The 12,021-nt window shown below is 55.5% G+C and carries 11 protein-coding genes; 6 read left to right on the top strand and 5 right to left on the bottom strand.

The features are described from left to right. The first annotated feature begins 1 nt into the window (after position 1). A complete protein-coding gene (paaD, locus tag ASD8599_RS19155) occupies positions 2 to 460 on the top strand; it encodes a 1,2-phenylacetyl-CoA epoxidase subunit PaaD (protein ID WP_108830379.1) in 459 nt (152 codons plus the stop codon). A gap of 12 nt (positions 461 to 472) precedes the next feature. Continuing rightward, positions 473 to 1,543, top strand: coding sequence for a 2Fe-2S iron-sulfur cluster-binding protein (locus ASD8599_RS19150; RefSeq protein ID WP_108830378.1), 1,071 nt, complete (start codon positions 473 to 475; stop codon positions 1,541 to 1,543). A gap of 22 nt (positions 1,544 to 1,565) precedes the next feature. Here ASD8599_RS19150 and ASD8599_RS19145 read toward each other — a convergent pair whose 3' ends face one another. From ASD8599_RS19145 to paaI, 3 genes are read right to left on the bottom strand one after another with little or no spacing between them, the layout of a single operon-like run. Further along, positions 1,566 to 2,162, bottom strand: a complete 597-nt coding sequence (locus ASD8599_RS19145) for a TetR/AcrR family transcriptional regulator (protein ID WP_108830377.1) — start codon at positions 2,160 to 2,162, stop codon at positions 1,566 to 1,568. A gap of 3 nt (positions 2,163 to 2,165) precedes the next feature. Continuing rightward, positions 2,166 to 3,476: a phenylacetate--CoA ligase PaaK gene (gene paaK / locus ASD8599_RS19140; RefSeq protein WP_108830376.1), complete on the bottom strand. Its 1,311-nt coding sequence runs from the start codon at positions 3,474 to 3,476 to the stop codon at positions 2,166 to 2,168. A gap of 35 nt (positions 3,477 to 3,511) precedes the next feature. Then, entirely contained in the window at positions 3,512 to 3,937 is a 426-nt protein-coding gene (paaI, locus tag ASD8599_RS19135; RefSeq protein WP_108830375.1) for a hydroxyphenylacetyl-CoA thioesterase PaaI, read from the bottom strand. Between the two features lie 132 nt (positions 3,938 to 4,069). On the opposite strand from paaI, the gene paaZ reads away from it, so the two are divergent. Together paaZ and ASD8599_RS19125 are read left to right on the top strand one after the other, a co-directional pair. After that, positions 4,070 to 6,106: a phenylacetic acid degradation bifunctional protein PaaZ gene (paaZ, locus tag ASD8599_RS19130; RefSeq protein ID WP_108830374.1), complete on the top strand. Its 2,037-nt coding sequence runs from the start codon at positions 4,070 to 4,072 to the stop codon at positions 6,104 to 6,106. 74 nt (positions 6,107 to 6,180) lie between these two features. Next, positions 6,181 to 6,933 (top strand): PaaX family transcriptional regulator C-terminal domain-containing protein, encoded by a 753-nt coding sequence (locus ASD8599_RS19125; protein WP_146188241.1) that lies wholly within the window; start codon positions 6,181 to 6,183, stop codon positions 6,931 to 6,933. A 30-nt stretch (positions 6,934 to 6,963) separates the two neighbouring features. On the opposite strand, the gene pcaC is transcribed toward ASD8599_RS19125, so the two are convergent. Next, the gene (pcaC, locus tag ASD8599_RS19120; RefSeq protein WP_108830372.1) at positions 6,964 to 7,344 is read right to left on the bottom strand and encodes a 4-carboxymuconolactone decarboxylase; all 381 of its coding nucleotides are present in this window, start codon (positions 7,342 to 7,344) and stop codon (positions 6,964 to 6,966) included. A gap of 24 nt (positions 7,345 to 7,368) precedes the next feature. Next, positions 7,369 to 8,538, bottom strand: a complete 1,170-nt coding sequence (gene pobA / locus ASD8599_RS19115) for a 4-hydroxybenzoate 3-monooxygenase (RefSeq protein ID WP_108830403.1) — start codon at positions 8,536 to 8,538, stop codon at positions 7,369 to 7,371. 92 nt (positions 8,539 to 8,630) lie between these two features. On the opposite strand from pobA, the gene pcaQ reads away from it, so the two are divergent. Beyond that, the gene (gene pcaQ, locus ASD8599_RS19110) at positions 8,631 to 9,545 is read left to right on the top strand and encodes a pca operon transcription factor PcaQ (RefSeq protein WP_108830371.1); all 915 of its coding nucleotides are present in this window, start codon (positions 8,631 to 8,633) and stop codon (positions 9,543 to 9,545) included. A 111-nt stretch (positions 9,546 to 9,656) separates the two neighbouring features. Further along, positions 9,657 to 11,822 carry a malate synthase G gene (locus ASD8599_RS19105; RefSeq protein WP_108830370.1) on the top strand — a complete coding sequence of 722 codons (2,166 nt, stop codon included), beginning with the start codon at positions 9,657 to 9,659 and terminating at the stop codon, positions 11,820 to 11,822. Positions 11,823 to 12,021 lie beyond the last annotated feature (199 nt).

Below are 12,021 nucleotides of genomic sequence, written 5' to 3'. Positions count from 1 at the left end.
CATGCAACCCAGCGTCGACACGATCTGGGGGTGGTTGGCGGATGTGCCTGATCCTGAAATTCCGGTAATTTCAGTGGTTGAACTGGGCATCGTGCGCGGTGTCGCATGGGACGGCGACACTGTGGAAGTGGCCGTAACGCCGACTTATTCGGGCTGCCCTGCGACCACTGTGATCTCGCTTGATATTGAAACGGCCTTGCGCGATCGCGGTGTGGACAACATTCGTATCAAGACACAGCTTAGCCCGCCATGGACCACTGACTGGTTAACCGATGGTGCACGCGCAAAGCTGACGGATTACGGCATCGCCCCGCCGCGTGCCGCCGGTGGGCCTGAAAACTGCCCGCGTTGCAAATCCACCCATGTCGTGCGGATCAGTCAATTCGGGTCAACCCCGTGTAAGGCCCAGTGGCAGTGTAAAGACTGCCTTGAACCCTTCGACTATTTCAAATGTATCTAAAAGGACCAGCAGATGGCGCGCTTTCATCAATTGACTGTCACTGATGTTCATAAAACGATCCGCGATGCGGTGGTTGTTAGCTTGCAACCCGCAGGCGGCGGCGATTTCGACTTTATCCAAGGCCAGTATCTGACCTTTCGCCAGGATTTCGACGGCACCGAAGTGCGCCGATCTTATTCCATTTGCGCGGGCAAAGATGATGGCATCTTGCAAGTGGGCATCAAGAAAGTCGACGGCGGTGCATTTTCCACATGGGCCAATGACAACTTGAAACCGGGTATGACGCTGGACGCCATGGAACCTGCCGGTAACTTTCATACACCCCTCGACGCCGACGTGGGCAAAAACTATCTTGGGTTTGCAGGCGGGTCCGGGGTGACGCCTGTGTTGTCGATTATGAAGACTGTGTTGCACCGCGAACCCCACAGCACCTTCACGCTGGTCTATGCCAACCGCGGTGTGAACACGATCATGTTCCGCGAAGAGCTGGAAGATCTGAAAAACCGTTACATGCAACGGTTGACGGTGATCCATATACTGGAAAGTGACGCGCAAGACATCGACCTGTTCACGGGCCGCGTTGACGCGGACAAGTGCAAAGCCCTGTTTGCCAACTGGATCGACATCAAAAGCGTCGATACGTCGTTCATTTGTGGCCCGGAGCCGATGATGCTGGGCATTGCGGCAGCCCTGCGCGATCATGGGCTAACCGACGACCAGATCAAATTTGAGCTGTTCGCCAGTGCCCAGCCGGGCCGGTTAAAACGCAAAACATCCAGTGCGGATGCCGACGCCACAGCCAAGGCAACAGATGCCACCATAACCATGGACGGCGCATCGCGCAGCTTTACCATGGACAAGGACCAGACCATTCTGGACGCCGCCTTGGACAACGCGCTGGACGCGCCATATGCGTGTAAGGCAGGTGTATGTTCGACATGTAAATGCAAGGTTCTGGAAGGCGAAGTTGAGATGATCGCCAACCATGCGCTTGAAGACTATGAGGTTGAACAGGGGTTTATCCTATCGTGCCAATCGTTCCCCGTCAGTGACCGCATTGTTGTGGACTACGATCACCACTAAGGCGTCACGCTCTGGCAGTGCTTCAAAGGCCCTGAACGCCTGAAAGGGTCAATCGGGTGACAAGCTGTGCATATTCTGTGCGCTCGGCATCCCCCGCCCCGCTGTTCCACATGTAGAACCAGTTCAACATGCCAAAGATCGACATCACGGTGGCGCGAAGTTTTGTTTTGTCGTCTCCAAAGACTTGTGGCGCAATCGCTTTGACAACGTCGCTGAGTTGGCGAACCATATCGCGCTGATAGCCTTTCAGGATCGCTTGCTGGTTTGACGTCAGCAAAGGGATGCCTTCGGTCTGGATTTTATGTTCCTCGTCCATTCCATTATAGGCATGCAAGGTTTCACAGATGATGGCCTGAAGCTGCGCCTCGGGACTTAAGCCCGTCAGAGAAAGCGTCAGAACGCGGTCGCGCAACGCCAGAAGATATGTGTCGAGAATATCAAACAACAGCGCATCTTTGCTGTCGTAATAGTGGTAGATGTTCGCCTTGGAAATTCCACAGTCTTTCGCCACCTGCGACATTGATGCCCGCGCAAAACCGGTATCGGCAAACACGCGGGCCGCGGTTTTCAAAATATGGGCGCGTTTCGCGTCGTGGTCTTTGGCGATGGGACGTGCCAAGGGCTATCCCTTGTCCCGGTTGTCGACGACGCGCACGGCCTTGCCTTGGGATCTGGGGGCTGTTCCGGGATCGCCTACGATAACTTCTGTCGTAACGCCCACCATATCCTTGATACGCTTTGTCAAAGCCGTTGCTGCTGCAGATTTTGACGCCCCGTCTGCGGCAACGGGCGTGGCTTCTGTGATCACGCGCATCGCATCCATATGGCCGGATTTGAACAGCTCGATCTGGAAATAGGGGGCAAGCCCTTCGGTGCCCAAAAGCTGCTCTTCTATTTGCGTCGGAAAGACGTTGACGCCGCGCAAAATGATCATGTCATCGGAACGTCCGGTTATTTTCTCCATCCGTCGCATGCTACGCGCGGTGCCCGGCAACAACCGTGTCAGATCGCGCGTGCGGTAGCGGATCATAGGCATGCCTTCTTTGGTCAGTGTGGTGAACACCAGTTCGCCTTCGTCGCCATCTTCAACGACGTCGCCTGTGACAGGATTGATGATTTCGGGATAATAGTGGTCTTCCCAGACGTGCAAACCGTCTTTCGTTTCAACACATTCGTTGGCCACACCCGGCCCCATTATTTCGCTAAGCCCGTAGATGTCGACGGCATGCATGTCGAACGCGTCTTCGACTTCTTTGCGCATGGCGTTTGTCCACGGCTCGGCGCCGAAAATCCCCACATCCAAAGAAGACGATCGCGGATCAATGCCCGCTTTATGAAAGCCTTCAAGAATATTCAGCATGTACGACGGCGTCACCATAATTCCATTGGGTTGGAAGTCCGTGATCAGGCCAATTTGCTTTTCGGTCTGGCCGCCGCCCATAGGCACCACGGTGGCGCCCAGCTTTTCAATGCCGTAATGGGCGCCCAAACCGCCAGTGAACAGCCCATAACCATAGGCGTTGTGCACCATGTCACCAGCCCGAAGCCCGGAGGCGCGCAGGCTGCGGGCCAAAGTATCCGCCCACACGTCGATGTCGTGCTTTGTGTAAACCACCACTGTCGCTTTACCTGTTGTGCCAGAGGACGCATGAACCCGCGCCATTTGGGCACGCGGCACCGCGGACATTCCAAAGGGGTAATTGTCCCGTAGGTCGTTTTTGTGGGTGAAAGGGAACTTTGCCAGATCTTTAAGCTCTTTCAGATCGTCAGGATGCACACCCGCATCGTCAAAGCGCTTTTTGTACATCGCCACGTTGTCATAGGCATGGCGCACAGACCATTGCATGCGCTGCAGCTGCAAGGCAGATATTTCGTCGCGGCTGGCGATTTCGATAGGATCGAGATCTGATTTTTTTGGGCTTAGGTCTTTCATGATCTGGTCTGTGTCCCCGTAGATTTCCCGTAGAATTACTCTGTAAACAACTGGCCTTTGATGGCCCGTGACATGCCCCGCATTTCAGCAATTGTCTTGCCGTCCTGATTTGTGACGCGGATGTCATAGATGCCGCTGCGTCCTGTCAACGACACTTCGCGCGCCGTGGCGGTCAGCGTGTCGCCGACGTGGCCGGGGGCAACAAAGGTGATGGCGTTGTGTTGGGCAACGGTTGCCTGATTGCGACTGTTGCAGGCAAAAGCAAAGGCACTGTCGGCCAGTGAAAAGGTGATGCCGCCGTGGCAAATGCCGTGGCCGTTGCAATGGTGTGATTGCACTGTCAGCGATAGAACCGAACGACCTTCGCGGACCTCCTCAATCGTGATCCCCAACCACTTTGACGCAGTGTCGCCTTCCCAAAGGACTTGGGATGATTTCTGAGCGCGGTCTTCGGGCGTCATGATCGTGTCCTTTCTAAATCTCAGTTAACTCTTGCATAAACCGACCGGTTGGTCAATTAATATCCAAACAGGATTTTCATTGAAAGACGCCGGACAGTACGGGTGTGGCGCGGGTTGAAAAAGGTAGAGAACATGAGCATTCTTGACGTCAAAAGCTTTGTTGCCGGACAGTGGGTCGCCCCCGACGAAGATGCACGCAGCATTGAAAACGCCGTCACGGGTGCAGTTCTGGGACGTGCAGGCAACGGGTCTTTGGATGTGCAAGCGATGCTGGATCATGCCCGCGATGTGGGCGGACCGGCATTACGAAACCTGACGTTTCATGACCGCGCCCGTATGCTCAAAGCCTTGGCCACGGAACTGAACGCCCACAAACAGGCGCTGTATGATCTGTCTTTTGCAACTGGTGCCACGCAAGCGGACCATATGATCGACATCGATGGCGGTGTGGGCACATTATTTGTCTTTGCATCCAAGGGCCGCCGCGAAATGCCGGATTCAAACGTCTATCTGGATGGCGACATCGAACAGCTGTCGCGCCACGGTACGTTTCTGGGCCAGCACATTGCAACATCGCTGCACGGTGTGGCGGTGCACATCAACGCCTTCAACTTTCCGGTCTGGGGCATGTTGGAAAAACTGGCCCCTACGCTTTTGGCGGGCGTCCCTGCGATTGTGAAACCTGCAACGGCCACTTGTTATGTGACGGAACTGGCCGTGCGCATTATGCTGGACAGTGGCATTCTGCCGACCGGCGCTTTGCAGCTGGTGGCGGGGGGCTTGGGCGATATGCTGGACCGCCTGACCTGTCAGGACGTGGTCAGTTTCACAGGGTCCGCCGACACAGCGTTCAAGCTGCGGTCGTCGGACCATATCATGCGCAATTCCATCCGTTTTGTTGCGGAGCAAGACAGCTTGAATGCGTCCATCCTTGGGCCGGATGCTGTGCCGGGCACGCCGGAATTCGGCCTTTTTGTCAAAGAAGTACACCGTGAAATGACCACCAAGGCAGGGCAAAAATGCACTGCAATCCGCCGTATCATAGCGCCACAATCCCATGTGGATGCAGTGATTGAGGCGCTTGGCGCACGACTGTCCAAGACGATCATCGGTGATCCAAAAGCCGACACAACCCGCATGGGGGCGCTGGTGTCCAACAGTCAGAAACGCGATGTTCTGGAAAAGGCCGCAATCATCGGCGCGCACGCGGAACGGGTGATCGGGGACCCTGACAATTTTGACGTCCAAGGGGCGGACAGCACCAAAGGCGCGTTCCTGCCCCCTATGGTTTTCCACTGCGCCGACCCTGACACCGCGATCCGCGTGCATGACACAGAAGCCTTCGGTCCGGTGTCCACGATCATGGGATACACCGATCTGGATCACGCCATAGCACTGGCCAATAAAGGCCAAGGGTCGCTTGTGGCGTCCGTGATCACCCATGATACGGATGTTGCCCGCGCCGTTGCGGTGGGGGCTGGCGCCTTTCACGGGCGGCTCTATTTCAACAACCGCGACAGCATGAAGGAATCTACCGGGCACGGGTCCCCCCTGCCCCATATGGTGCATGGTGGGCCGGGACGTGCGGGTGGCGGCGAAGAACTTGGCGGTATCCGCGGCGTCATGCACTATATGCAGCGAACGGCGGTTCAAGGCAGCCCTGATATTCTGACGGCTATTTCGAAAACATGGGTCCCCGGGGCGCGGGAAATTCCGGCACCGGCGCACCCTTTCACGCGCCACTTCGATGATCTGGACATCGGCGAGACCATTCACACTGATCCGCGCACCATTTCACTGGAAGACATCGAACATTTCGCCACCTTCACAGGTGACACATTCTACGCCCACATGGACGATGCGGCCGCCAAGCGAAACCCGTTCTTTCCGGGTCGTGTCGCACATGGCTATTTGTTGCTAAGCTTTGCGGCGGGACTTTTTGTGGAACCCAATGAAGGCCCTGTTCTGGCCAATACCGGTCTGGATGCTTTGCGCTTTATGAAACCTGTTCAGGCAGGCGACAGCATCAAGGTGCGATTGACGGTCAAACACAAAACGCCGCGCAACGATGAATACGGCGAAGTGCGATGGCACGCGACCCTGACCAATCAGGATGAGGACAAGGTGGCGGAATATGAATTGCTGACCATGAATGCCTTCAAACCCTGAGACTTGGAAAAGATGTGGGGGCGCAGTATGACATATCTGTGGACAGCGCATCATTTCATAGGATTGTCAGCCGATTGACAGAAGACCAGACCCCGCGCGTCTGGTCACTGTTGGTTACGGTTTTTGGCGAACTGGCCCAAGACAAAGGGGCGCAGATCAGTGGGCTGATGTTGCGTCACATGCGCGAACATATCGGAATAAAACCGGAAGCGATGCGGGTGGCGTTGCACCGGTTGCGCAAAGACGGCTGGATTGAAAATGAACGCACGGGTCGCACCAGTGCGCATCATCTGACAGACTGGGGCCGCACACAAAGTGCTGCTGCGTCGCCGCGCATTTATTCGCGCGATGCCACTGCCACACGGGCATGGTTGATTGTAAGTGATCCGTCGCAATCACAACCGCAGGGGCGTGCTTGCGGTGTCTGGGTGTCGTCGAACCTGCGCATTGCGACAACGCCACCCAAGGACACCGCCAGCTTTGTTGCCGTTCTGGACGACGCAGCGCAGATTCCGGCCTGGATGAAAAACAAGGTCTGTGCTTTGCAGACCCGCGCGGCGTCAAAATCGTTTTTCGAAACCTTGAAACAGGTACGGGAAGAATTGGCCGGCGCTGACGCCCTCAGCACGATAGAGCATGCCGTGTTGCGCGTCTTGTTGGTGCATGCGTGGCGGCGCATCATTTTGAAAGCCCCTGAATTGCCCGATTGCGTGTTTCCCCAAGATTGGTACGGGCCCCAATGCCGCGCACTTATGGCCGATCTGTTTGATCAATTCCCAAAGCTACACCTGTCGGATTTGCAAGACGCCGTTGAAAACGCATCTTAGGGTCCTGACCTTAGGCAAAAGACACAGCCGCTAAACTGTGATGCCCATTTCTGCATAGGTTTGTTTGGCCAGTTTGATCGCATGATTGGCCTTTGGCACGCCCGCATAAACCGCCACATGCATGAAGGCTTGCAACACGTCTTGCGGGCTGGCGCCGGTGTGTGCAGTGGCGCGGATGTGCATCGGGATTTCTTCAAAGTTGCCCATGGCGGCAAGCAGCGACAGGGTCAGCATGGACCGTTCCCGCGTGGATATCGTGTCGTCAGCCCAAAGCGTGCCCCATGCCCCTTCGGTGATCATGGTCTGAAAGGGGGCATCAAAGTCGGACGTTTGTGTTTCAGCGCGGTCTACATGCGCATCGCCCAAAACAGCGCGGCGGGTTTGCATACCTTTTGTGTAGCGATCAGTCACCTGTCGTCTCCTTTTGAAGCACCATCAATACGGCAGTCCGACATAGTTTTCGGCCATAGACTGTTGGGCCGCTGTGTTGGACCGCAAAAACTCTATTTCAGCAAACTGCATTTTTAGATCGAATTCGGACTGGTCAGGATACCGGTGCATCAATGATGAGAACCACCAACTGAAACGCTCTGCCTTCCAGACACGGGACAGGGCTTTTTCGGAATAGGTGTCGATGCCTTGGGTGCTGTCGTTTTCGTAAAAGTCACGCAATCCGTTATACAGATAGTGGACGTCTGAGGCGGCAGTGTTCAGACCTTTTGCCCCGGTTGGAGGGACAATATGGGCGGCATCCCCACACAGAAACAAGCGCCCCCAACGCATGGGTTCTGTCACAAAAGATCGCAGCGGGGCGATGGACTTTTCGATGCTTGGCCCCGTCACCAGCTTGTCAGCTTGATCTGACGGAATACGGCGCTTGAGTTCTTGCCAAAAGGCGTCGTCTGTCCAGTCTTCGGGTCGGTCGCTGAGAGAGCACTGGATATAATAGCGGCTTAGATTTTCGTTGCGCATTGAACACAACGCAAATCCGCGTGGGGAATTGGCGTAGATCAGTTCGTGATTGACCGGTGGCGTTTCTGACAAGATGCCCAACCAGCCAAAGGGATAGACTTTTTCATATTCGCGGCGCACGTCCAGTGGGATCGTTTGCCGGCTTACACCATGGAAACCGTCACATCCCGCGATGAAATCGCACGTAAGGCTGCGGGCTTCGCCAGCAACGGTATAGGTGATGTGGGGTGTGTCAGTGTCGGCGCCATGGATCACCACATCATCGACATTGAATTCGATCGTGCCCCCGCTGCGTTCCCGTGCGTCATAAAGGTCCCGTGTGACTTCGGTTTGGCCATAAACCACGACGGGTGTTCCGGTATGTTCGGTGAAATCGACACGGAACATTTCATCGCCATAAGACACCAAAGTGCCATCGTGCGTGATCCCTTCCGCGTGTAGCCTATCCGCGCATCCGGCTTCTTCCATCAGCTTGACAAGGCCTTGTTCCAACACACCCGCACGAATGCGGCCCAGCACATAGTCTTTGGTTTTGCGTTCCAGCACCACGCTGTCGATCCCGCGTGTATGCAAAAGCTGCGCCAACAAAAGCCCGGACGGCCCCCCCCCAATAATCGCCACCTGAGTTTTCACGCCGTTCTCCTGCCTGCCCCGCGCTGTACTTTTCATATATTTGAACGGATATTGAAAATGACACTTCTTGCCATTTGATTGCCCAAAAAGGAATGAATGTGGACAGACGCATCAAATTTCGCCATCTCGACGCCTTCAGCGCCATCGCGCGTGCCAGCAGTTTCAAGATAGCCGCCCAAGACTTAAACCTGACGCAACCTGCTATCTCAAAAACCTTAAAAGACCTTGAAACGATCCTTGGCGTTGTGTTGCTCGAACGCAGCCGCTCTGGCGTGGCTTTGACGCCTCAAGGCGAAGTGTTTTTGCAATTTGCCGAACAAAGTACGGCCGCCCTGCGCCACGGATTGCGCAGCATGCATGCGCACAGCACCGCGGCGGGGCAGCTTAAAGTGGGCGCTTTGCCAAGTGTTGCATCGCGGCTTTTGCCCCGTGCTGTTCTGGCGTTTCAAAAGCTGAACCCAAACACCACGCTTGAAATGTACGAAGGGTCTCACCGCGATCTGACGACGCGTTTGCGCAGCGGTGGGCTTGATCTGGTGGTTGGGCGGTTGGGCAATCCCGACACAATGGTCGGGCTTGGCTTCCAGCAACTCTATTCAGAAAATGTGGTTGTTGTTGCGCGACCAGATAGCGCCGCTTTGGATGTGCAATCCGCAGCCGACCTTGATGGCTTTCGCGTTCTTTATCCCCCAAAGGATTCAGCAATCCGCCCTTTGGTCGCGAGGCACCTTATTTCCCAAGGGGTCCCTTTGTTTCAAAACCGCATTGAAACTGCGTCGCCGACATTCGGGCGGGCCGTTGTGTTAAGCGATCCGGACACGGTTTGGGTTATCAGTCGCGGGGTTGTGGCAAACGACCTTGACCAAAACACGCTGGTCACAGTGCCAGTAGAAATGGCCGCAACCCACGGTGCTGTCGGCATTATGAGCCGCGCAGAAGACATACCCGCTGTGTCCATGCGCACCTTTTCAAAGCTGATTGCAAACCTGTGTAACGCACCTGAGTAAGACATACGCCCATTTTGGATCACAACCGTGGATTGGCCTGCCGTGACTACGGATTGAAGATCACCCGTCAAACACCTACCAAGGCGCAGGCAAAACACTTTGTGAGGAATCATGGCAGACCAAGTTGCACCTAACTACCTGACGAAAAGCGAAATCCAGGTTGACGAGATTTTGGCAAATTTCATCGAAAGCCAAGCTTTGGAAGGTACTGGCATCAGTTCAGAGACATTCTGGAACGGGTTGTCGGATTTGGCGAATACATTCGGGCCAAAGAACCGTGCCCTTCTGGCCAAACGCGAGGCGCTGCAAGCCCAGATCGATATGTGGCACCGTTGCCATAAAGACAGCCCGCATGATGCGGCGTCTTACAAAGCGTTTTTACAAGAAATCGGGTATTTGCTGCCCGAGGGTGGTGATTTCTCCATCGAAACATCCAACGTCGACCCTGAAATTGCATCCGTCGCAGGCGCACAACTTGTTGTGCCAGTGACGAATGCGCGGTTTGTTCTGAACGCGGCGAACGCGCGCTGGGGCAGCTTGTATGACGGGTTTTACGGAACGGATGCGATGGGCACATCACCTGCGCCTGGTCCCTTCGATGACGGGCGCGGGGCGCGTGTTGTGGCCCGTGCAGCCGTCTTTTTGGATGATGCATTCACAGTAAAAGACACAAGCCACGGCCAAGCCTCCAGCTACACGGTTGTGGATGGCGCTTTGATGGTGGATGGTGGTCCTTTGGTGGCTCCTGAAAAATTTGTGGGCTTTGAAGGCCCTGCAGACGCCCCCACGGCTGTGGTTTTGCGCAACAACAATTTGCATGTGGTGCTGGTGTTTGATCGTGACCACCCGATTGGAAAAACCTCTGCCTCCGGTCTGGCCGACGTGGTGATGGAATCCGCTGTGTCTGCCATCATCGACTGTGAAGATTCAGTCGCTTGCGTTGATGCCGAAGACAAGGTTCTGGCCTACAGCAACTGGATGGGCCTGATGCGTGGCGACCTCTCCGACACCTTCGAGAAAGGCGGCAAATCCGTCACCCGCAGCCTAAACGCAGACCGCGTTTACAATGCGCCGGACGGGTCCGACCTGACGTTGAAAGGCCGCGCTTTGCTGCTGGTACGCAACGTGGGTCACTTGATGACAAACCCGGCCGTTCTGGACAAAGACGGCAACGAAATCTTCGAAGGTCTGATGGATGCGCTGATCACCACCACGCTGGCGATGCACGACCTGAAGAAGACAGACGGGATGCGCAACACGCAAACCGGATCGGTCTACGTGGTTAAACCCAAGATGCACGGCCCCGAAGAAGTGGCTTTCGCAGACGAGATCTTCACCCGCGTCGAAAGCATCCTTGGCCTGCCACAAAACACCGTCAAGCTGGGCATCATGGACGAAGAACGCCGCACGTCTGTGAACCTCAAGGAATGTATCCGCGCCGCCAAACATCGCGTGTGTTTCATCAACACCGGTTTCCTTGACCGGACCGGCGACGAAATCCACACCTCTATGGAAGCCGGCCCTTTCAGCCGCAAGGATTTCATCAAGCGCAAAGGATGGATCGGTGCATATGAAAACCAGAACGTCGACATCGGTCTGGAATGTGGTCTGTCTGGCAAAGCGCAGATTGGCAAAGGCATGTGGGCGGTTCCCGACCATATGGCCGCCATGTTGGAAGCCAAGATTGATCATCCAAAATCCGGCGCAAACTGTGCTTGGGTGCCAAGCCCCACGGCCGCGACGTTGCACGCCCTGCATTATCACCGTGTGGCTGTTTTTGCGGTTCAGGCCGGTTTGGCCAAAGGCGGACGCCGCGCCTATGTGGACGCGCTTCTGGACATTCCAACAGCGACGTATCGCAAATGGTCCAAAGACCAGATCGCCCGCGAGGTGGAAAACAACGCGCAAGGCATTCTTGGCTACGTGGTGCGCTGGATTGATCAGGGCGTCGGCTGTTCCAAAGTGCCGGACGCCAATGACGTTGGTCTTATGGAAGACCGCGCAACGTGCCGGATTTCCGCCCAACACATCGCCAACTGGTTGCACCATGACGTGATCTCGAAGGCCGATGTGAATGCCATCATGCAAAAAATGGCCGCCATTGTGGACCGCCAAAACAGTGGCGACGCCAGCTACACCAACATGGCGCCTTCGTTTGATGGTATTGCCTATCAGGCGGCCTGTGATCTGGTGTTTGGCGGAACAAAAGATCCGTCAGGCTATACAGAACCAACATTGCACAAGCGCCGGTTGGAACTGAAAGCACACCAAGCGTAAAACACGCAAACAACATCAAGACAGAAACAAAGCGCCTGCTTCCTCTACAAGCGGGCGCTTTTTGCGTCGCGCCGTGCGGCTGAGGTGCTGTACGTCGCGTTTTGCATTGTTCGACCTTTCGCCGCAACGGATCAAGCCAAAGACAATGCGCTGACGGCTGTAGACAAAGGGCGCATATGCGATCAAATTCGGGTATGAA

The sequence above is a fragment of the Ascidiaceihabitans donghaensis genome (assembly GCF_900302465.1).
Classification (GTDB): domain Bacteria; phylum Pseudomonadota; class Alphaproteobacteria; order Rhodobacterales; family Rhodobacteraceae; genus Ascidiaceihabitans; species Ascidiaceihabitans donghaensis.
This window is presented reverse-complemented; position numbering and strand designations above follow the sequence as displayed.

Excerpts from the sequence above, each read along its gene's own strand:
- paaD (WP_108830379.1), top strand. The coding sequence starts at position 2 with ATGCAACCCAGCGTCGACACGATCTGGGGGTGGTTGGCGGATGTGCCT.
- ASD8599_RS19150 (WP_108830378.1), top strand. The coding sequence starts at position 473 with ATGGCGCGCTTTCATCAATTGACTGTCACTGATGTTCATAAAACGATC.
- paaK (WP_108830376.1), bottom strand. The coding sequence starts at position 3,476 with ATGAAAGACCTAAGCCCAAAAAAATCAGATCTCGATCCTATCGAAATC.
- paaI (WP_108830375.1), bottom strand. The coding sequence starts at position 3,937 with ATGACGCCCGAAGACCGCGCTCAGAAATCATCCCAAGTCCTTTGGGAA.
- paaZ (WP_108830374.1), top strand. The coding sequence starts at position 4,070 with ATGAGCATTCTTGACGTCAAAAGCTTTGTTGCCGGACAGTGGGTCGCC.
- pcaQ (WP_108830371.1), top strand. The coding sequence starts at position 8,631 with ATGAATGTGGACAGACGCATCAAATTTCGCCATCTCGACGCCTTCAGC.
- ASD8599_RS19105 (WP_108830370.1), top strand. The coding sequence starts at position 9,657 with ATGGCAGACCAAGTTGCACCTAACTACCTGACGAAAAGCGAAATCCAG.